General features: G+C 54.9%; 13 protein-coding genes and 2 pseudogenes. 7 read left to right on the forward strand and 8 right to left on the reverse strand.

Annotated elements, in window-relative coordinates; genetic code table 11:
- Window positions 1-295, forward strand: a pseudogene (locus AC2FLA_RS20395) (hypothetical protein); the annotation flags it as partial.
- Here AC2FLA_RS20395 and AC2FLA_RS20400 read toward each other — a convergent pair.
- A complete protein-coding gene (locus tag AC2FLA_RS20400; RefSeq protein WP_496724832.1) occupies window positions 246-473 on the reverse strand; it encodes a DDE-type integrase/transposase/recombinase in 228 nt (75 codons plus the stop codon). The pseudogene AC2FLA_RS20395 and the gene AC2FLA_RS20400 overlap by 50 nt on opposite strands.
- A gap of 60 nt (window positions 474-533) precedes the next feature.
- Here AC2FLA_RS20400 and AC2FLA_RS20405 point away from each other — a divergent pair, with 60 nt between their 5' ends.
- Entirely contained in the window at window positions 534-821 is a 288-nt protein-coding gene (locus AC2FLA_RS20405) for a hypothetical protein (RefSeq protein WP_496724785.1), read from the forward strand.
- Here the strand turns inward: AC2FLA_RS20405 and AC2FLA_RS20410 are convergent.
- The 3 genes from AC2FLA_RS20410 to AC2FLA_RS20420 all read right to left on the reverse strand — a co-directional run bounded on the left by AC2FLA_RS20410 (window position 810) and on the right by AC2FLA_RS20420 (window position 3,968).
- Window positions 810-1,154: a DDE-type integrase/transposase/recombinase gene (locus AC2FLA_RS20410; protein ID WP_496724787.1), complete on the reverse strand. Its 345-nt coding sequence runs from the start codon at window positions 1,152-1,154 to the stop codon at window positions 810-812. The two genes, AC2FLA_RS20405 and AC2FLA_RS20410, sit on opposite strands and share 12 nt — an antisense overlap.
- A 368-nt stretch (window positions 1,155-1,522) precedes the next feature.
- Entirely contained in the window at window positions 1,523-2,590 is a 1,068-nt protein-coding gene (locus tag AC2FLA_RS20415) for a ParB/RepB/Spo0J family partition protein (RefSeq protein WP_496724789.1), read from the reverse strand.
- Window positions 2,583-3,968 (reverse strand): AAA family ATPase, encoded by a 1,386-nt coding sequence (locus AC2FLA_RS20420; protein ID WP_496724790.1) that lies wholly within the window; start codon window positions 3,966-3,968, stop codon window positions 2,583-2,585. The genes AC2FLA_RS20415 and AC2FLA_RS20420 overlap by 8 nt, the downstream gene beginning before the upstream one ends.
- Before the next feature lie 579 nt (window positions 3,969-4,547).
- On the opposite strand from AC2FLA_RS20420, the gene AC2FLA_RS20425 reads away from it, so the two are divergent.
- Window positions 4,548-5,807, forward strand: a complete 1,260-nt coding sequence (locus AC2FLA_RS20425; protein ID WP_496724792.1) for a replication initiation protein — start codon at window positions 4,548-4,550, stop codon at window positions 5,805-5,807.
- Between the two features lie 28 nt (window positions 5,808-5,835).
- Here the strand turns inward: AC2FLA_RS20425 and AC2FLA_RS20430 are convergent, their stop codons facing one another.
- The 3 genes from AC2FLA_RS20430 to AC2FLA_RS20440 form a co-directional block, all read right to left on the reverse strand.
- A complete protein-coding gene (locus AC2FLA_RS20430; protein WP_496724794.1) occupies window positions 5,836-8,142 on the reverse strand; it encodes a Tex family protein in 2,307 nt (768 codons plus the stop codon).
- Window positions 8,143-8,223: 81 nt separating this feature from the next.
- Entirely contained in the window at window positions 8,224-9,240 is a 1,017-nt protein-coding gene (locus tag AC2FLA_RS20435) for an Ldh family oxidoreductase (RefSeq protein ID WP_496724796.1), read from the reverse strand.
- Window positions 9,241-9,327: 87 nt separating this feature from the next.
- On the reverse strand, window positions 9,328-10,272 hold the full coding sequence (locus AC2FLA_RS20440) for a c-type cytochrome (RefSeq protein WP_496724798.1): 945 nt from the start codon (window positions 10,270-10,272) through the stop codon (window positions 9,328-9,330).
- An 84-nt stretch (window positions 10,273-10,356) separates the two neighbouring features.
- Between AC2FLA_RS20440 and AC2FLA_RS20445 the strand changes: the two genes are divergently transcribed.
- From AC2FLA_RS20445 to AC2FLA_RS20455, 3 genes are read left to right on the forward strand one after another with little or no spacing between them, the layout of a single operon-like run.
- Window positions 10,357-10,893 (forward strand): RNA polymerase sigma factor, encoded by a 537-nt coding sequence (locus AC2FLA_RS20445; protein ID WP_496724800.1) that lies wholly within the window; start codon window positions 10,357-10,359, stop codon window positions 10,891-10,893.
- Entirely contained in the window at window positions 10,890-11,636 is a 747-nt protein-coding gene (locus AC2FLA_RS20450; protein WP_496724802.1) for an anti-sigma factor, read from the forward strand. The genes AC2FLA_RS20445 and AC2FLA_RS20450 overlap by 4 nt, the downstream gene beginning before the upstream one ends.
- 58 nt (window positions 11,637-11,694) lie before the next feature.
- Window positions 11,695-12,774, forward strand: coding sequence for a helix-turn-helix domain-containing protein (locus tag AC2FLA_RS20455; RefSeq protein WP_496724804.1), 1,080 nt, complete (start codon window positions 11,695-11,697; stop codon window positions 12,772-12,774).
- 85 nt (window positions 12,775-12,859) lie between these two features.
- Here AC2FLA_RS20455 and AC2FLA_RS20460 read toward each other — a convergent pair.
- A pseudogene (locus AC2FLA_RS20460) lies at window positions 12,860-12,949 on the reverse strand (IS5/IS1182 family transposase); the annotation flags it as partial.
- 715 nt (window positions 12,950-13,664) lie between these two features.
- Here AC2FLA_RS20460 and AC2FLA_RS20465 point away from each other — a divergent pair.
- The gene (locus AC2FLA_RS20465; protein WP_496724806.1) at window positions 13,665-21,470 is read left to right on the forward strand and encodes a beta strand repeat-containing protein; all 7,806 of its coding nucleotides are present in this window, start codon (window positions 13,665-13,667) and stop codon (window positions 21,468-21,470) included.
- The last annotated feature ends 37 nt before the right edge of the window (window positions 21,471-21,507 follow it).

The raw sequence follows: 21,507 nt of genomic DNA on the forward strand, positions 1-21,507 counted from the left end.
CCCTGCCCCCTATCTTCCCGGCCCCACCCCGTCCCTGTCGCACGCAGATCAGGAGGCGCTGACGGATCTCTATATCCACGGCACGCACGCCAATACACTGCGGGTGTATGAGAGGGATTTGCTCTATGTGACAGCGTGGAAGGCTGCGCGCTTCGGATCAGCGCTGGTCGGGCACGAAACAGAGGCCGCCGGATTTTATCGCAAACTTTTACTCATCGAAAGAGTATCCACTCGACCGGACACAGTTATCCAGAGAGAGCGGCAAACTGCGCAGATCTACCGCCCTCCACTTTGAACTGTTTCTTGCAGATCATGTGCGCAACCTCGATGGCTGCAAGCGTTACCGATGCCGAAGCAAAGGCTTTGTAGCCAAGCATCGGGCAGGTTCTTCTTTTGACGACCCGATGATCCTGTTCGACAGCATTGTTATCTGGCCGTCCCTTCACTTGCCCGGTTGCGCTACGAGCGCGAATCCGTAGTTGTTGTGTGGCCTGCTGGCTCTATTGGTTGCTAACCATGGAAAGGAGGCTGTCATGAAAATTATTGCACTTAATGTGTTTTGTACCTTTGATCAGGTGGCGATCCTGGAGAATGCCAACCTTCTCGCGCAGTCAGACCGGAAGCTGAGAAAGCTGGATCTGACTGCGGGCTATCCCTTACACTGTGGTGGCAGGACAAGGGGATCAGCTACCTATTACAGCCTCAAGTCCATGCGAGACCGGGAAAGAGAGGCCGTCGGTCACGCAGCAGAGGTTTATCGGTGCTTTGTGGCCAAGTGGAAGCAGAAATCTCCGATGGCCATGCCCGTCTCACCTCAATAGCTCAACCAAAAAAATTAGGGCGTGGCACCCTAAAAAGCCCTTGTCAAATACATCCGTCAGATATTTGGATCTGATTGTTTGTGCTTTGGCCGGGCACCCAATTCGCCTCAGAGTTCTGTTCACTTCTCGAATACCGGCAGCATTTGCTCCACTCTTGTCAATAACGATCCGCAACGGGATGCTTTTGTTGGACAATGCCTTCGCGAAGAACTGCTTGGCCTCTGCAGTGTCGCGACGTTGGGAAAGCATAGAATCAAGGATTTTCCCGTGGCTATCAACCGCACGATATAAATACATCCACTGGCCGCGCACTTTAAGATAGCTTTCCTCCATAGTTCAAAAAAAAGTGCAGGGTTTCTTTCGCTTGTACGCCTCCACCGCGAACAAGGGGGAAATTTTCACCAACATCTGCTTAGGGTTGAGTACTCAACCGCGAAGCCGCGCTCGGCAAGGATCTCCTCCAGATCTCGACGGGAGGCCGAGTAGCGTAGATAAAGATTGACTGCGTAAGGACTGGCAAGCTTTGGGAAGTGGCAACCTTTGATCGAGATCACACTGAGCACCTGCTCTGAAGATTTCGCCCGCACATCATGTCGACCGGGGCGTTCCAGGCAATCGAGTCAAGAAGTTAGCGACACAACCATGTAGACCTATCACTAGAAAAGGATAACAATGATCAATGTTCCCAGTTTCGCACGAAGCTAACCTAGATCGCACGCGATCTGCTCTATCAGTCGCTGAGCATCCTCCTCTGATACTCCCTTCAACCGGACCCGAATACGAATTTCATCTGGTGACAGCTCGGCCTGTATACTCCCTCCTCCAGAAAACTTAACCGGCGTTAATGGTTTTACTAGCTGCGGGCGCCCTCCACGGGCCTTCTTGGTCTTGGGTGAGCGTGTCGAATTCAACGCGTTTTCAAGAACGTCCCATTCAGTTTTCGGGTCAAAAACCTCAGCTTCTGCAAGAGCCTGACGAAGTTTGCTCTGGGCACCCCCTCTCAGCGCCGATGCGAGTTTCAAACCCGCTTTCTCCGTAAGCGCCACAGGATGTTGCAGAAGGTCACCGAGCGCTTCATGGACCATAGCAAAGCTGCGAACTTTTGATCTCTTGGCTTTGGAGGCGGCTGCAAACAAGACATCGACTGCTGCCTCGGTAGACTCGAATACCCCCTGCCCTACTGCCAGAACTGCGATACGTCCACGCTCGTATGGGCTCAGATTTAATCGCAGTTCATTTTCCTCAACCATCGACACGTAAGCCCCCTGCCCCGAACCGGCATCCCTCACGAAGGCTGGAATGGTTACAAACCGATCATCAGTTTTGGACAAACGTCTAAATGCGTCTAAACGCCTGAACCCCGAGATAAGACCAAAGCCATCTCCTACGCGAGTGACTTCAATGGGTGTGCGCAACCCGTTAGTCCGCAAAGACTCCAGAAGTTCCGCCATAGCCTCTTCGTCGTCGACCATTCGATCTCGACGAATATATTCGGCATCGACCAATTCCAAAGGCAGTATTTCAGCCACCAATCCGGCATCATGAGCGTCTCGCCACCGTGCCGCGTCGCTTTGATCCTTCGCTAACTCGACACGGTCCGTCACAGTTGTCATTCCGCTTAGGGACGCAGCTTCAGCCGCGACCTGAGCAATAGGTGGTGTGGACGACGAACCCTCAAACGGATTCAAAGAAGGTTTCGCCGCGAAACCCGCCTCCAACTCTTGCAACTCGGCTGTGTTTGGAACAGCAAGCCTTCTACGTTTAGCCATTCGACTCTCCTCCCAATTGGGCATCACGCCACCAGCAACCTATTAGAACTTCTTTGAATTCCGCGTATGTACGATCAAAAGTCTCACGTCCACGGACATAGGTTTCGCGGTTAAAATCTCGGTAGTCAGCCTCGTAAATACCGTTCACTTGTTCACCCGCCTGCCCGACCAAAGCAGTGAAATCTTGTCGGTAGGCGTTCATGAAATCGCCAAAGTACGCCTGGATCACGTTCGCCATATCTGTCTGTTGGCTGGCATCAAATCGGGTAATGATTGCCCGAACGACATCCCATTCGAATTTCAACTCAGGCAATCCGGCTGCTCGTTGGGCGGTGTTTTCCCCATCTTCAATACTTGCGAATGTCGTATAGAGCATGTCAAAGAACCGGCCGGTTGAATCGAACTCCAGGAACGAAGCTCCAAGCGGCACCAAAAGGATGTCAGCCGCAGCCAGTGCGTTGATAGTTAGGTACCCAAGTGCAGGAGGAGTATCAATGAAGACGACGTCGTAATCGTTGAGAACACCCTCATTCTCGAGAAAATTGGTGAGGCCATCCCACAATGGCCAACTTCTTAATCCCATACGCCACACCGGAATTTGGAACTCTGCCCAATACAAATTCAGTTGGGCACCAATAAGGTCAATATTGGGCCAATGGGTTTTCTGAACAACATCGGTTGGGGTTGTATTTAACGCCTCTTGCAGTGTTTCATCCAAAGGGATTTCGGCCTGCCCGCCAACCTGTCTGACACGGTTCTCTTCTTGAACAGCCCTTGCGTAATCTTTGGCTATTAGCGGAAATACCGTTTGCCATTCGTCCGCAACTGTTCCGCCAAGAATTGACGTCATCGATCCCTGGCTATCCAAATCGATTACAAGAACTTTGTACCCATCCAATGCCGCAGACATAGCGAGGTGAGCCGCAGTTGAAGTTTTGCCAACCCCGCCTTTGAAGTTTGCTACCGATACAACTTTCGCAGGCAGGCCCTCCGGGCGATATGGCAAGTATTCTTTGGTGCTGACACCTTCTGCCGCAAAGTGTTTTCGAAGGATTAGAACCTCTTCAAGAGTAAACCACTTTGACCCAGCTTCTCCTTCTCCTTGTGGAAGCTCTGTATTAGCTTTGAGAACACGTCTTAGGTGAGCAGGCGCTACAGGAATAAGGTATTTTGTGATTTCCCAGATTGAGAAACGACGCAAACGTTTTTCACCGTCGGGCGCATAGCCTCTCCGGGCTAAGTCTTCGCGTCCTTTTGCACAGAATGTGGCAGCTTTTGCGAATCGCGAAGTTCCAATAGGATGTGGCAACTTCGCTGCTGCTTTTTCTGGATCGAGATTAAGATAAGGGGGCAGGGGAGGTTGGTTAGTCTTATTCACTGTCGATACCTCGGGTAATGTTCGCCTTGTCGGCGTATATGGTGCAATGTAGCGAACATTTGGGTGGGAGGCTATCCTTCCTTTTCGATTTTTCCACAGAAGTTGGGGCGACGACTAGGTTTCGCAGCGAAACTCAGTCAATCAATGAAAATGAACGCAACAAATCGTTTAGTTTATTTGTAGTATTTAGAATCTTTGTGATAAAAAAATTGTTTATAGTCAATAGTTTAATTAACATTGGGTATCCGATTACGGGGTGTAGAGGACCCTTATACGGGATCATAGGTACCCAAACACAGGTTCTATAGTGTCAAGTTACGGTAAATAGGGGGCCGATTCTCGGGACGGTGCTTTTCAAAGCGGAAAAGGCTCTAATACGCGGTTCAGCGCATGGGAGTATCCTTGTTCTTTGCTTCGAGGGAATCCCATTTTAGGTGTTTCTGTGGATAACCTCAGGACCGCTTCAAATAGGTACCCATCCACGGGATTGAACTAATCCTGTATTTGGGCACCCAAATTAGATTGCAACTTAGGTACCTATCATGCAAACAATAAGGAAACGAGCAGCCAGGCAGAATCATGCCGGATACACAAGTTGACATGGACAATCTCTCAGGCGCGTTACGCCGTGAGACAGTGAAGAAGAACGTTGCCGCGATTCACATCAGTGGCAAGCTGTCGTTGTTGCAACGCAAGTTGTCGAACGTTTTATTGTTGAATGCATATGATGCTTTAACGTCCGCGCCTACCCATACAATTGATGCCAGAACATTGGCAATGATGGTTGGGTATAATTCAAACGACTTTGACACGCTGCGTGCAAGCTTGCGGGCTCTGGCGGAAACGGTCGCGGAATGGGATATGCTAGACGAACAGGGGCGCCAAGAATGGGGTGTCTCATCTTTGTTGAGTTTTGCCAAACTGAAGAATGGTATCTGTGAATACGCATATTCACCAGCATTGGCTCAGAAACTCTATGATCCGAAGATATATGCGTTAATAAATGTCCAGATTCAGAGAAATTTTAGTTCTGGGCACGGTTTAGCGCTTTATGAAAATTGCTATCGATTTGTCCGGACAGGGTCGACGGGTTGGTGGGCGCTGGATGTCTTTAGGAAACTCATGGGGGTCGACGGGAGCGATTACTACGGCAGCTTCAAGCACCTAAATGCCAAGATCATTAAACCAGCTGTCGCCGAAGTTAACAAAAGTTCTGATATTCTCATTGAGCCTGAATTCCAAAAGAAAGGACGAACGGTTACAGATATCCGGTTCCTGATAAAGGGTAACCCGCAGAAAGCGATGTTTGAGATTGATGATGAAGATGGCGTCCGAAATCTCACAATCTACAAGACGCTACGCCAGCAGGGCGTGTCCGACAGGTTGGCACGTCAATGGATTTCTGAGCATGGCGAAGACTATGTTCGGGAAAAGCTCGAATATGCCAGGGGCAAGGATGGCATAAAGTCAACTCTTGGTTTTCTTTCCGCTGCCTTGCGGGACAACTATCAAGCGCCAGAAAAGAAAACGTCGGCGGTGCCAGACCCATCAGTGGGTGAAGCAGCAAAACGCAGGACTGCAGAACAAGAGCAGCAGGACAAGGAATACGAAGCAAGGACTGCCGAGCGAACCGAACGTGCGCGGCGGTTGGCAATTGTTGAGGACCTGGTTTCGCGGCGAAACCCAACGCAACGCGATGCCGACAAGCGGCTCTTTCTATCGGACCTTGATAATGATCTTGACCGAGAACATTTCAGGGCTCATGGGTGGCGATCAGGGTTGAACGCCACAAAGATATTTGAGTTCTGGGAGGAGCTTGAACCAGACGCATTCACGTGAGCGTTGTTTCAATAACGCGTATCCAAGGCTATTGCTTTTTGAGCGCAGATTTTAAAGCGTCACCAAATGCGCTGTGGTGCGCGTTTTTTGCAGATTTTGCGTATTGCGCCTGTTTCCCTTTTGAGCGGTAGGAGCGCTTATCTGAACCCTTGCCGTCCTGTTCTTGAAGCGCCGAGGCTCCGCCATCCTTGCGCATGGTCAGGCCAATACGTTTGCGTTGCACGTCAACCTCGACCACGGTGACTTTGACCACCTGGCCCGTTTTTACCACCTCATGCGGGTCTTTGACAAACCTATCCGCAAGTTGACTGACATGGACCAAACCGTCCTGATGCACGCCCACGTCGACAAAAGCGCCAAACGCGGCCACATTGGTGACTGTCCCTTCCAGTACCATTCCAGGTTTCAGATCGGTAATCTCTTCGACCCCATCAGTAAACGAAGCGGTCACGAAACTAGGGCGGGGATCACGACCTGGCTTTTCCAGCTCTGAGAAAATGTCTTGCACAGTCGGAAGGCCAAAATCTTCATTCACGAACTGTTCTACGCGCAGCCCTTTCAAGGCTCCGTCATGCCCCATGATTTGGCGAATATCACGACCACAGGCAGATACGATCCGTTTCGCAAGTTTGTACGCTTCTGGATGCACCGAGGACGCGTCCAAGGGTTCCACGCCATCCCGTATCCGCAAAAAACCTGCGCACTGCTCATAGGCGCGCGGCCCAAGACGCGCGACGCGCAGCAACTCCTTGCGGGATTGGAACGCGCCGTTCAGATCACGATGCATGACAATAGCCTCTGCAAGTCCAGGCCCAAGACCAGAAACGTGTGAGAGTAGGGGGGCAGAGGCTGTATTCAGATCCACACCCACAGCATTCACAACGTCTTCGATCACGGAAGCCAGCGACTGTGACAGGCGATGTTGATCAACGTCGTGCTGGTATTGACCGACGCCAATGGATTTTGGTTCGATTTTTACCAGTTCTGCCAGCGGATCCTGCAGGCGGCGGGCAATCGAAACAGCGCCACGCAGCGATACATCCAGGTCCGGAAATTCACGCGCGGCCAATTCTGATGCCGAATAGACCGAAGCTCCGGCTTCTGAAACGACAACCTTGGTTGGGGCTTTGACGCCCTTCGGCAGCAGTTTTAACGTGTCAGCAACCATCTTTTCGGTCTCGCGGCTCGCTGTGCCGTTGCCGATTGCGATGAGGTCGATCTTATGGGCTGAGATCAAGCGCAGGATCGCCGCCTGCGATCCGCGCAAATCATTCTTGGGTTGGAATGGGTACAAGGTTTCCGTCGCAACCACCTTGCCTGTTGCATCAACGACTGCGGCTTTGACGCCGGTTCGGATTCCAGGGTCCAACCCCAAGGTAGCCCGCGCGCCGGCAGGTGCGGAGAATAGTAAGTCTTTGAGGTTGCGGGAAAAAACGTGAATTGCTTCGTCTTGCGCACGGCTACGTAAATCGGCCATCAGCTCGACCATCATCGAAAGGGACAGTTTTACCCGCCACGTCCAGCCGGCAACTTTCCGCAGCCATTTATCACCGGGTGCATCGCTGCGTGTCTGCAGATGAGCAGCCACCATAGCTTCGGCTCGCGCGGCGCCAGCTTCGGGCTCGGGGGCGATGTCCAGCGTCACGATCCCCTCTTTCGAAGCTCGTAACATTGCCAGGGCGCGGTGCGATGGGGTCTTGGCCCAAAGCTCCGAATGATCGAAGTAGTCGCTGAACTTGGCACCTTCTTGCTGTTTACCGTCGATCACTTTCGAGGTCAGCAAGGCCTCTCGTTGCATGAAATTTCGCAATTCACCCAGAAGGGCGGCGTTTTCAGTCAACCGTTCAGTGATTATGTCCCGAGCGCCATTCAATGCGTCCTTTGTCGTGGGAACCGCTTCACTAATGTAACCCTTTGCCAGCCCTTCGGGATCTGCGGAACGGTTCGATAGGATTGCATCGGCAAGCGGTTCCAGCCCGTTTTCGCGCGCAATCATCGCCTTGGTGCGGCGCTTGGGTTTATAGGGCAGGTAGATGTCTTCCAGTTGGGCTTTGGTGTCTGCCTGCGCGATGGATTTCGCCAACTCGTCGGTCAACTTGTCCTGATCCTTGATTGAACTCAGGATGGTTGCGCGTCGCGCCTCTAGTTCGCGCAGATAGGTCAAACGGTCCGACAAAGTTCGAAGTTGCGTGTCATCCAACCCGCCAGTCACCTCTTTGCGGTAACGCGCCACGAATGGAACCGTGGCCCCTTCGTCCAGCAATTTTACCGCTGCACCGACCTGTTCGGCGCGGGCGTTGATTTCGGTGGCGATGGTGCGGGCGATGCGGTCCAATGGGGCCTCCTGAATTCAATTGGGAGGAACTTCTTAGCCAGCCGCACCGCTAAGGGAAAGAGAAGATCGCGGGCCTTACACCTATTCGGCCAAAACCAGCAAATCTTCGTACAGGGTTTTCGCGATCTCAACGTGTCCACGGGCGGTGTTGCGTGCGCGAGCAGCGAAACGTCTTTGCGACGGCAGGCGCGCACCCTGATCGACGATGTCGGCAAACAAGCGTTCGGCGCGCTCATCATTTGCTGCGGCACGACCACCGCTGAACTGGGCGGGGTCAAAAGCCAGAATGATCTCGCCGTGATAGGGCGCGCCGCCGTGGCCCTCGGCAAACTCCATGCTTTCCAGGCTGGTCAGGTCGTCGATCAACGGACCGGCCAACAGCTCGATCATGATCGACAAGGCCGAGCCTTTGTAACTGCCGAAGGTGAGCATCGCCCCCTCCATCGCGGTCTGCGGATCAGTGGTCGGATTTCCATATTTGTCTATGGCGACGCCTTCGGGCAGGGGTTTCCCCGCCCGGCGATAAAGTTCAATCTCACCGCGCGCAAAGGCGCTGGTTGCAAAATCAAACGTGAATGGATCTTTTCCCAGACGCGGCCAGCTAAATGCCAAGGGGTTCGTACCCAAACTACCCCGAGTGCCCCCAGCCGGTGCGACCCAGCTGTGGCTGGGCACCATCGCCATCGCGGCCAGACCTTCTGAAGACAGACTTTCCACTTCGGGCCAAAGGGCCGAGAAGTGAAAACAGCGGTTGATTGCCATTGCAGCGATGCCGTGGGTGCGGGTCTTTTCGATCAGCACAGGCAATGCTTCGCGAAAAGCCAGCAAAGACATGCCTCCGCGCGCATCGACACGAACAATGGCATTATCCGAAGGCGCAAGAGCCGGGGCCACATGCCCGTCAATCTTGCCGGTCTTCATGGTGTCATTGCACATGAACAGGCGGAACAACCCATGAGATTGGCAATCGTCGACCTGGCAGGTCGTCAATACATCGGCAATTGCGGCCGCGTGTTCCGGGCCAAACCCCGACTTGGTCAGGATGGACAGGCTGAGGTTCCGGATCTCGTCCAGTGTCAGTTTGACCGTGTCGCTCATGCCGCGCGTCTCCCTTGTCTGAGGTCAGACAAGGGATAGCGTGGCGGTGCGTGTAAAGGGAACCCGCTTTATTAGATTGGTTCAGGTTTAACCCTGTGCTTCGGCTTGCAAATAGGCGATCACATTCACGATATCGGATTCCTTTTTCAGGCCGCGAAACTGCATCTTGTTGCCCGGAACTGTGCCTTTGGGATCCGCCAGAAAAGCGGTCAGGGTGTCAGTTGTCCAGACGATACCCGACCCCTTTAGAGGTTCCGAGAACTTAAATCCGTCAGCCTGACCCGCCGTAGCGCCGATAATGCGGTGAAGCGATGGGCCCACCGTGTGGCGGTTTTTGTCCAACTTGTGGCAAGCGCTGCATTTGCGGAACACCTTCTTACCTGCTTTGACGTCACCTTCGATAGCAACCGCAGCAGTTACGGCGGTGGCGGCAGGTTCGGCTTGGGCTTTCTTTTCGTCCAGGTTGAATATCAGACGCGCTGTAATGGGTACGGTCCGGGTGATGCCGGGCAGGTCGGCCAATTCCATCAACTTTTCCACACCAGCATCGACGCCTGCATCTTCTGTACTGATGAACACCATGTCATTTGTTGAAACCATGACTGATGTTTCAGACAGGCGCGCCACAAACATCTCGGCATCAAACGCTACATCTGTGCCTGCCAGCGAAAGCATCGCTTCGACATCGACAATCGTGGTTTCGGCAACGCTCAGGGCCGTTACATCTGCCATGTCGAACTGCGCCGTTAGTGATGCTGTACCCGCTTTTTGGAACACGTATTCAACCATTCGTTCGTTGCGAATGTCGATTTTGGTTTCCACCGATGACAGGTCAATTTCAATATCGGCTTTCCCGTCGGGTCCAACCTGACCGGAGAGACCTGTGAAAGAGTTTACCTCACCCACGGTGTCTTTTTTGATCGACCCATAGGCCAGATGCGAGCCTTCAGGGTCCAGCGTCCAAGTTTGCGCAAGAACCGGGGTTGCAACAATTGCCGACGCAATCGTGACTGCCTTCAACAGAAGTTTCATTTCTTTCCTCCTCGGGTTATGTCAGTCCTGACCCCGCGGGCCCGGTCCGTGAAAAGCAAACACACACAGGTCGCGATTTATTCGATGAGTCCCGATACTTCCTCCGAACAGGCCGTGCGCGGCGCAATCCAGACGCATTCCAAACGGGTCTGGCGGTTTGGTCTTGCACTTTCGGGGGCGTCGGATGTTGCCGATGATTTATTGCAATCGACGTGTCTGCGTGCGTTGGAGCGTCATCATCAGGTTACGTCGTATGATCGGCTGGACAGTTGGCTGATGACGATCTGCCGCTCGATCTGGCTGAATGAGGTGCGCGCACGCTCGGTGCGTAAGGCCCAGGCGCTGTCCGTAACGCCCGAGGCCGAATTGGTTGCGACCGGACCGGATTCAGAAACGAATATTTTCGCCGCTGAGGTGTTTACACAAGTGATGGAGTTGCCAGAAGCGCAGCGGGAGACAGTCATGCTTGTGTTTGTTGAAGGATACAGCTACCGCGAAGCCGCCGCGTTGCTGGAGGTGCCAATAGGCACTATCATGAGCCGGTTGTCCAACGCCCGGCAGAAACTGAAAAACGTGATGCAGCATGAGGCCGCAGACACCGTTCGACGGAGTGGCAAATGAAGTTTTCCGACGAGACGCTGAGGGCGTATCTGGAAGGCAATGCGGATGCAGCCGAGGCCGCCGCAATCGAAGCGGCGATCGAAACCGATCTTGCGCTGGAACAACGCCTGATGACACTGGACCTGCTGGCACCTGTGGTTCAATCAGTGTTCGAAAACATTCCCGCGGCCGCGCCGCAGATTGAATTGCCGCAACCAAAGCCGGTCAGTACGGTCCGCACCTCGGGCGGCCCCTGGCGCTTGATGGCAGTTGCGGCGTCAGTGGCCGTCGTGGCCGTGTCCGCAACTTTCTGGGCCACACGTCCCGAGCCGATGGGGTGGGCCGAACAGGCGGCAATTTACCAGTCGCTTTATTCGCCGGACACGATTGAATCGTTGGACAGTTCTCCGATTGCGCTGGATGCGCAATTTGCGCGGGCTGAGGCACAGTTGGGCCGGTCGCTTAACCGGAACACACTTGAGACGTTGCCCGGGCTGGAATTGAAGCGCGCTCAGGTTCTGTCTTTTAAGGGGAAACCTCTGATTCAGGTGGTCTTTGCGGATGATCAGGGTCAGCCGCTGGCGTTTTGTGTGATCCGACAGGGTGAGGGCGCGCCGGCAAAGGATGTCAAACTTGCGGCGATAAGTGGTGTTGCTACTGCGACATGGGCACAGGATGGATATGGCTATATGCTAATCGGCAGCAGCGAGCAGACCGATCTTGACCAGCAACTGGACATTCTGACCACAACATTTGCCGGTTGACCGGGGCAGGGCGAAATACGCCTTGTGAACCGCACGAAAAGCCCGAAATATAGTGGGCATGACGACGAAACCTGTGATGCCGGACCCGGATGACGACGACGATGTGGTCGGTCCTCCCAGCATTTATGACACAGACCCGCCTGAGGATGATGATCTTTGGTTCCTCCCCCCGGATGAGGACCTGGCGCAGGATGTATTTCTGCCGCCCGGCCCGGTGGTCGATCGCCGCCTGTTGTTTGATCCAAGGGACTGGCGCGCGGCGCAGGCCGAGCTGTCTTATGAACTGGCCGAACTGGCGGCCACGTTCGGGGCGTTGGACGAACGTTTGCGCGCAGGCCCGACAGGGTGGGGACACCGGCTGGCGCTGATGGATGTGTCTGATCTGGGCTGGTGGACAGGGGATAGGATCGGTGTCGACCGGCTCGCGTTGTGGGTCGGATTACGGATTGGCGCAACCGGAGATGATGTCCAGGCGATGTTTCGGGCAGGCTGGGCTGTGCGCCGTCTAACTGCAGGGGCTAGCCCATCAGAGGGCGGCTGGGCCACTGGCCTGACCGCGTTTCTTGATCGCATGGCACAGGGCATCGAAGACATGCCAGAGGCTGTCGCCGATTTGGCTGAGATTATGCAGAATGCGGAAGGTTTGCATCCCGTCACGCAGGCCGCAATCGGGTTTCATGCCTGGCGCGCCCTTTCAGAAAGCCCTGGTCAGGACACTGAGGCAGCGATCATTGCAGCCCGACATGCTGCGTCGATGGGGCGGAGTGGGGCGATCTTCATGCCGCTGGCGCTGTCGGGTCCGGGGGCGTTGCGCGGGGTTGGCGAGCCGCAGGAAAAACTCTCGGCCTGGATTAGGGGGGCAGGGCAGTCGATATTGGCGGCTTTGTTGCACCTGGATCGGGTCAGAGCCTGGGATCAGCGCGCCCGCGAGGCGACAAGTGACCTGAGCGGCCGCACGCCACCGCGCCTGATCGACGCGCTGACCGCATGGCCCATGGTGTCGGCACCGCTGGCCGAGGACCTGACACAGGCATCGCGCGCTGCGGTGCAACGCAATATCGACCGTTTTATGAACCGGGGTTTGATCCGAGAGGTAACGGGGCAGGGGCGTTACCGGGTCTGGACATCTGCACTGTAACCCGTGAACAGACTGCTAAATGCCCGGGTGGCGGGATGACCTTTGGGCAACTGTCGTAAAGTGTTTCGGCGCGCCGCCAGCCCTAAAGGCGTCCGAAAATGACCTTGATGCGGTTTTGGCGCCTGAAACGCCGCTTGTCATACCGGACTGATTTGTCGCGCGATTTTCGACCCGGGAAACTGAGCTCTTTGGAAAGTAAGGTTGAAGGCACGCCATCTGCTCGTTGGTCAACCAGAATAGAATGCTCATGATACACCTTTGGAATTATGGGGCTTGAACTAAGTAGACGAAATGGCGGCACCCAAAATCTTGGGATCAGAACCTAGCCACTCTTATGCGCCTTTCCCGCGTTTTAGGGCGCCACGATCGCCAAAGCGATAGCTCAATCCAGGCCTCTTTCTTCCGTCAGTATTGCCGAGTTGACCTACCCACCGATGGGTGTGTGGATCCTTGGAGTGGAGAAGGTTAATCAAGAAATTTGCACGATAAAAACTATACATAATTTCGCTCATGTAGAATAAGTGGGCACAAGATTCGCTTTAAGCTAAAGAAATTAAAAGCTTTTCCCCGATTATTTTGGATCATGCGCTTTCACTAAAATTTGTGCCGCAGAACACAGACGCACCGTTATCCCACAGTTTAGCTTCATTTGGATCGTGACCGGAATCGAAATGAAACGATATTCGGGCCAGCGACAAAGGGGAACAACGCCTGGGGAGCCTTTCAGGAGGAGGCGTTGTATGTGGGATTACCTGAGTGGCGCGCAAGCGCGCCGGTTCGTCACCCGATGCGGCGAACATCCGCAGAGGGGTCTCTGCGGTCAAAGGATAGTCGTGCGCTCCCTTCGGTGACAACCGCGCCTGAATGGCGGCAAGGATAAGGGATGGAAAATGTCTGACGATACTCTGACTGGCGGCGTTAACAGGGATGTTCTCTATGGCCATGATGGCGACGATGTCCTCATCGGCAATAACGGTCCGGACGAGCTTTATGGTGGTGCAGACAATGACATCCTGAGCGGCGGCAACGGAGTGGATCACCTGCATGGTGGATCTGGCTTTGATATCATCAGCTACGCTGGCGAAGATGGTAATCAGGACGGTGTCGGATTTCGTGTTCACCTTGAGCAAGGCAAAACTTACTATGTAGATAACAACGGCGCTCAACACCTTGAAGACAATCTTATTTCGATCGAGGGTGTTTTCGGATCCAGCCACAATGACAGCATCTATGGCAACGACGAAAACAACATCCTGTACGGCAACAGGGGATACGATATCCTTGAAGGCGGTGGTGGTAACGACGTTCTTTCGGGTGGTGGAGGACTGGACTACCTCTACGGTGATGAGGGAACAGACACCGTTAACTATAGCCTGACGGCAGACGATGCTGATGGGTATGACGGGGTCGTCGGATTCGACATCAACCTGCATACAAATATCACCAAGAAATACGACGATAGCACGGTTATCGAGGATTTTCTGCGTTCAATCGAAAACGCTGTTGGCTCGGATGTCAAAGATAAGATCACCGGAACGGATGGTGGCAATCTGCTGATCGGTGGCGGTGGGAACGACGACATTCGCGGTCGCGACGGCAACGATGTCCTTTCAGGTGGGCAGGGCTTGGATGTTCTGGATGGTGGTGAAGGAATAGATACTGTTCACTACGGCGTCGATGACGGTGATGCCAACGTGCACGGTCACAATACCGGTTTTGCCATTGATCTGGAAAACGGAATAACGCGCCGACTGGGCGTCGAACAGTATCAGGAAGATGCACTGATCTCGATTGAGAACGCAATTGGTTCTGACAAAGATGATGTCCTTTATGGAACCCAATCCAGCAACACGTTGGTTGGCGGCAACCACAATGACACAATATACGGGCGCGGTGGTGCCGATATTCTGGCTGGCGGGAACGGAATTGACCACCTGGATGGCGGCGAAGGGAATGACTATGTCGCCTATAATATTGATAAGGGCGATAGCGATACAGGTGTGGAGGTCAACCTCGCCGATGGCTTGGCGTACTGGCGCAATTCGAACGGAACCCGGGCAGGGGTCGAGGATTACCTGGTCTCAATCGAAAACGTCATTGGAACCGTTCATGCAGATTTGATCACAGGTGACAGTGGCAACAATGTTCTGGGCGGACAGGCTGGAAATGACACGATCAACGGCGGCGGGGGCAACGACGTTCTGATCGGTGACGATGGTGTCGACAATCTGGATGGCGGTACTGGTATTGATACGGTTAGGTACGACTTAGACACTAACGATTCCGTTGAGGTGGACCTGCAGGCTGGTCAGGCATGGTACCTGGACTCAAACCTAAATCGGATCGGGACTGAAGACTATCTGAGCAATATCGAAAATGTCAGCGGCAGCAGCAAAGCTGACAAGCTCTATGGCGACGGTGAAAACAACCTTATTCAGGGCGGTGCGGGTGACGACGAAATCGACGGCCGTCAGGGCAACGATATTCTCTATGGCGGGGATGGGAACGACACCTTCAAAGGTGGTCTCGGCGACGACAAGATTCTGGGCGGTGATGGCAACGACGTTCTCGATGATGTCGCCGGAAGTAGCGATGACGGCTTTGGTAACGATGTTTTTGTCGGCGGTGCAGGCAACGACACTGCATGGGCGGGGCATGACAATGATCTTCTGGTCGGGGGCACCGGCAACGATTACCTCCATGGCGAGCAGGACAACGATTTGCTGTCCGGCGGCAGCGGTCAGGACACACTGATAGGGGGCGACGGGTTTGATATCGTCAACTACAGCCTCGATGAAGATGACGCGGATGGTTATGGCGGAGACGTCGGCTTTGACATCAACCTCGAAGCAGGTCTGACCCGCCGCCTTGATGACCTGAACGTGCATGAAGACACCCTGATCGGAATCGAAGGTGTTGTCGGTTCGAACGTGAATGACCGCATCACCGGAGATGGCAATAACAATGTGCTTGATGGTGGCGGCGGGGATGACATCCTCGACGGGGGTGAGGGTGCGGACACAGTCACTTACGCCTCTTCAACCGTTGCTGTGCAGGTTGATCTGGCTGCAGGCACAGGCCTTGTTGCTGGCGGCAACGCGGTGACAGTGAATATTCCGGCGACGGGGACAGAGCCGACCGTAGCCACTGCAGGGCGAACTGATCTGCTGACGCTCCCGGCGAACAGCACCGAGACTGTTTTCAACATCCGAAACTTCGACTCGGGTGTAGATAAGATTGACCTACGCCCGCTTGGTCTTACGGCGGACGATATTGAGATCGGACAGGTGTTTCAGTCTGGGTACGTGCAAGACGCGGATGGCAACTTTGTCCAAGGAAATCATTTTGACATCGTCGGTCTTGGTAAAACGGTGGTTGTCTATGATGACGGGGGCAATTCCGGTGATTTTCTGACGCTGAGCGACTTTGTCTTTGCCGGTGATGAAACTTCGCTAAACCCTTTTGCCCAAACCGATCAGTTGATCAATGTAGAGCACGTCCTGGGTGGGTCGGCTGCGGACAATCTGGCTGGTGATGACAAAGGCAACTTCCTGACCGGAAACGGTGGCGATGACACGATTTTGGGTCGGGGCGGTGCGGACATTCTTGACGGCGGTGCCGGTTCCGACATTCTGGATGGCGGGGCAAATCTGGATACCGCTAGCTTCACCTCAAGCACGCAGGCCGTTCAGGTAAATCTTGAAGAAGGCCGGGCAGTCACCGGCACGGAAGTCGACACACTGATCTCGATCGAGGCTGTGTCGGGCAGTGAGCATGACGACACCGTTACGGGGGATAGCAAAGACAACATCCTGCGCGGCAATGGTGGCAACGATATTCTAAACGCGGCGGGCGGCAACGATAGGGTCTTGGCGGGCACTGGAAACGATACCGTTCTGGGTGGTGCCGGGGACGATTTTGTTACCGGTGGCGAAGGGGATGACAATCTGAGCGGTGAAGCCGACAGCGACATATTGCTTGGAGGCAGTGGCAACGACACTCTGTCGGGCGGCGACAATGCAGATATTCTGTCAGGCGGTTTTGGGCAGGACATTCTGGATGGCGGGGCAGGCACGGACACGGCGCATTTCGGGCTGGACGAAGCGACGCAGAACGACGGTGAAAACACCGTCTATTTTGACAGCGTAAATGTGGATCTGGCGGCTGAAACCGCGACCACGTCGCGCAATGATGGGGTCGTGACCACTGACACTGTCCGCAACATCGAAAACGTCTTTGCAACCGACGGCAACGACACGGTTCGCGGCAATGAATTCGCCAACGAACTGCGCGGCGTGGATGGGGATGACACTCTGCGTGGCGAAGCGGGCAAGGATCGCCTGTTTGGCGGTGAGGGGACCGATCAGCTTTTCGGCGGCACGGACAATGACTTTCTGTCTGGGGATGCGGGTGCTGATACGCTGGCCGGTGATGCCGGAGACGATCTTCTGCTTGGCGGCGCAGGTGCGGATACGTTGACGGGAGGTGCCGATAACGACGTTCTTTCAGGTGGTTACGGCAACGACAGCCTGGATGGTGGCGCCGGAATCGACACTGCGCATTACGGGTTGGATGCCGCCTCCAAAGGTGAAACCGACGGTGAGATTCAAAGTGTTAACCTGGATCTTGAGGCAGGTACCGCGACGGTTACACTAGCCGGTGGCGCGGTTGAAAACGATACGCTCAGCAATATCGAGAACGCCATTGGGTCCGAAGGTAACGACACACTAAGCGGCACATCTGGCGCCAATGTTCTGACCGCGCTTGAGGGCAATGATACTCTTCAGGGCCTGGGAGGCGACGATCTTCTGGATGGGTCAGGGTATGGCGACAACCAGATCGATGGTGGCGCGGATAATGACACCGTTTCTTATGCCAATCACCGGGAACTGACGAACAAGGCGAGCGGCGTAACCGTCGACCTTGAGAACGGTCAGGTGCAAAAGGCCGGGTTCAATGACACGTTGACCGGTATCGAAAACGCAATCGGATCGGAAAACAGTGATGTTCTGAGCGGGAGCGCCGCAGCGAACACTTTGGACGGTCAGGGCAGCAACGATATTCTGTCAGGTGCCGGTGGAAACGACTCTTTGTCTGGTGGGGATGGCAATGACATTCTGACCGGAGGCTTCGGCAATGACATCATCGATGGCGGTGACGGAAATGACGTTGTCAGCTATTCGGCGGATGAAGCCACAGTGGATGACGGGCAGAACAACCTGCATTACGATGCTGTCAACGTGGACCTGGCCGCCGGAACTGCGACTGTAACGCTTAGCGATGGAACGGTTGAGACCGATACGCTCAGCAATGTCGAAAGCGTTGTCGGCACGGCAGGAGCCGACACGATTTCCGGAAATACAGAAGACAACACACTGTTCGGCAAGGATGGAGACGATGCCTTGTCTGGCGGAGACGGTGACGATGTCCTGTCCGGTGGTCGCGGAAATGACACGCTGACCGGCGGTGCAGGTTCGGATACGGTCAACTACAGCGTTGATATAGAAACGGCCGAAGACGGACAGCCCGCGCCGGTGACTATTCAGTCAGTTGCGGCTAATTTTGCGACCGGAACGTCTACGGTGACACTCAGCGACGGGACATCCGAAACCGACACGCTTTCCGAGATCGAAAACCTGATTGGCAGCGAAGGGGCCGATACGCTTACCGGCGATGGCGGCGCAAACCTTATCGTCGGGTTGAACGGCTCGGACACGGTCGATGGCGGCGCTGGCAATGACATCATTTCCGGGGCTGGCACAGGCTCTAATACGCTGGACGGCGGGGCGGATATCGACACAGTCAGCTATCTGGGTCAAACCGGCGGCGGGGTTGATGTCAACTTGACGACAAACACCGCGAAAAAATCGGACACCGACAGCGACACCCTGTTCAACTTCGAAAATGTTGAAGGCACGGTCTTTAACGACATCCTGACCGGTGACGACGGGGCCAACGTTCTTTTGGGCGCAGGCGGGACTGACACTCTGAAAGGAGGCGGCGGCGCAGACACTTTGGACGGTGGCGATGGCAATGATCTGCTGCAGGGCGGCGTAGGCAACGATACCCTGATTGGTGGTCGGGGTCTGGACCGGGCCGACTACTCGGATACCGGTGTCAGCTCGGTCAGCGTCGATTTTGATGCCGGTACGGCCACGGTGACACGCGGGTCAGCGACGGAAACCGACACGCTGCAAAGCGTTGAGGGCGTCGTTGGCAGCGCCGGGGCAGATACGTTCCTTGTCGGTTCTGGCGGTGCCAGCCTGGATGGCGGCGCGGGTGCAGACACCTATACCCTATCCGGGGGCAGCCGCTGGACGCAGTTGAAATTCGAAGACAACGACGTTGTTGAATTGCCCGATCTCGCGCAGTCGGATTTCGGCGCGCGGTTAGTCTATGTTCCCAAAGATGGACCAAACCCAGACGCCGAAAGCAATGTAAGCGCGCATCAGGACGCAACATTGGGGGTTGCCTTTACCAACAACAGCACGGGTGAAGTCATTGCCTATGCCACGCTCGAGGACCTTGGCATCACAGGCTCTCCTGAAACTCCGCCAAGTGCCGCCGATATTGGACAAGGTGTGGCGAATTCGATTGGCGCCCTCAACTTTGCGTCGGGTGTGTCCCTAAGCGGGACCGCGATATCTGATCTGGTCGAGACACGGGTCGACATCGCCGACACCTACGTGTCGGGTTACGGTGAAATTGTTCGCACTGGGGATGCCGACGACTATTTCTTGCTAGACGGCAGCTCGACATCCAGAACCGAGGCTGAGGCTGGTTCGGATGCCTATGATATCCTCGGCGGAACGCACATCGTTGATGCTGGTGCGGATGCGGATGAAATCTATGTCAGCGGTGGGACCAACACGATAACCGCCGGGTCCGGTGATGACACGCTATATATCAGCGGTGGCACCAACACGATCAACCTGGGGCAGGGCAGCGACACCGTCGTTATCGACACGTCTGTCCGGGATGCGAAGATAAACATCGACGAAATCCTGAACGGAGACGTCAACACCATCCGTCTGGTTGGAGAGGGCGCCGATACAGCGACCCAAACAATCGACAGTGAGACTGGCGACACGATCATTCAGGTCAACGACGAAGTTGTCGCGCGTGTGGGGAAAAGCGCCGGTGTACCGGACTCAGCCAGTTCGTTTGTGGCAGATGCCCATTCCCAGGAGGCGGACAAGCACTTCTTTGACCCGTTCGTGGCGGACTTTTTCAAAGGGGAAAAGCCCTTTGGGGCATCAGGAGTCAATATTCAGGGTGAAAACCAATCGGCAGTTGGAGCCGGTTTCTCGGTCGCGAACGCCATCGGGGCCAATGCCAGTATTGCCGGGATCGGCGCCAGCGTTGCAAATGCGATTGGCGTGAACATCAGCGGCGTGGGCATCGGAGTATCAGCCGTCAACGTCATTGGAACAAATGTCAGCACAGCTGTTGTTGGCGTATCCGGTGCGAATTTTGGCGGTTTGAATTATAGCGCCACAGGCGTAGGCATTTCTGGAGTGAACGGCCTGCTGGCCAATGGAAGTGTCGTAGGTGTTGGGGTTTCGGGTATCAATGCGATAGGCGCGAACGGCAGTGCTGCCATTGTTGGCGTTTCTGCCTTGAATGCTACCGGCATCAATGCCAGCGCGGCCCTTGTCGGAATTTCCGGTCCAAGTGCAACTGGCATCAACGTCTCTGCGTCCGCCTTTAGCCCAGATTTGGCACCGAGTGTCAGCGGCGTCAGCATTTCGGCGGGCCTAACCGGAATCAAATTGAAAATCGGGTCGGCGGACGCAGTTACCGTCAAAGCTTTTGGAGTTGATGTTGCCTCGGCAAACTTGGCCAGTGTGGGCGGCGCTGAAATTCAAGTGGCGTCTAGTGATGTTGCCCAGATAAGCGGTGCTGAGATTGATTTTGCCACATTCGAGCTTGGTGAGCTCGAAGGCGCAGGTCTTGAGACTTTTGCAACGGATGTATTCAACGCAGTTGGGCTGGACGTCGAAGCTGTGGCGGTGAATGTCGGGAATGTCGGAGCCGTTGAAGCCGAAGTCGCCACAGCGGATGTTCTGGACGCAACTGGGGTTGAGTTTGAGCTGCTGACCGCAGATGCCCTGGACGTCGGAGGCGCCGAATTTGAAGTCCTTACTGTCGACGCTCTGGACGCGACTGGTATCGAGGCCGAAGCGCTGACTCTGGACGCGTTGGACATCGGCGGCATCGAAGCAGAGTTTCTGACGATTGACGCCGCAGATGCCACACTGATCGAGGCCGAGGTTGGCACTGTCGATCTTTTGGACGCCGGGTTGGTCGAGGCCGAGGCCGGAACTATCGATGTCGCCGATGCAACATTGATCGAGTTCGAAGTGGGAACGGTCGACGTTGCTGATGCGGGTCTGGTGGAATTCGAAGCCGCAACCGTCGACATCGCGGATGCCAGCCTTATCGAATTCGAAGCTGCAACTGTCGATGTGGCAACAGCGTCTTTGATCGAGTTCGAAGCAGCAACTGCAGATGTGGCATCCGCGTCGCTGGTAGAACTTGAAGTTGCGACTGTGTGTGCCGCTCAGATCGGTGTCATCAACATTGGCGCGGCAGGTGCCTGTGCCGGCAAGATTTGCGCCGGTGCAAACATCAACGTCGGTCCGGATATTGGTCCGTGTCTGGGCGTCAACGTACCGATCTGTCCGATCATTTGATCGGGCATGACGCGTAATTTGAGCCAAGCACCAAGGA

This window comes from Ruegeria sp. CDSA033, from assembly GCF_059612305.1.

Coding starts and splice junctions, on each gene's coding strand:
- AC2FLA_RS20405 (WP_496724785.1), top strand. CDS start 534: ATGAAAATTATTGCACTTAATGTGTTTTGTACCTTTGATCAGGTGGCG.
- AC2FLA_RS20410 (WP_496724787.1), bottom strand. CDS start 1,154: ATGGAGGAAAGCTATCTTAAAGTGCGCGGCCAGTGGATGTATTTATAT.
- AC2FLA_RS20415 (WP_496724789.1), bottom strand. CDS start 2,590: ATGGCTAAACGTAGAAGGCTTGCTGTTCCAAACACAGCCGAGTTGCAA.
- AC2FLA_RS20425 (WP_496724792.1), top strand. CDS start 4,548: ATGCCGGATACACAAGTTGACATGGACAATCTCTCAGGCGCGTTACGC.
- AC2FLA_RS20435 (WP_496724796.1), bottom strand. CDS start 9,240: ATGAGCGACACGGTCAAACTGACACTGGACGAGATCCGGAACCTCAGC.
- AC2FLA_RS20440 (WP_496724798.1), bottom strand. CDS start 10,272: ATGAAACTTCTGTTGAAGGCAGTCACGATTGCGTCGGCAATTGTTGCA.
- AC2FLA_RS20445 (WP_496724800.1), top strand. CDS start 10,357: ATGAGTCCCGATACTTCCTCCGAACAGGCCGTGCGCGGCGCAATCCAG.
- AC2FLA_RS20450 (WP_496724802.1), top strand. CDS start 10,890: ATGAAGTTTTCCGACGAGACGCTGAGGGCGTATCTGGAAGGCAATGCG.
- AC2FLA_RS20455 (WP_496724804.1), top strand. CDS start 11,695: ATGACGACGAAACCTGTGATGCCGGACCCGGATGACGACGACGATGTG.
- AC2FLA_RS20465 (WP_496724806.1), top strand. CDS start 13,665: ATGTCTGACGATACTCTGACTGGCGGCGTTAACAGGGATGTTCTCTAT.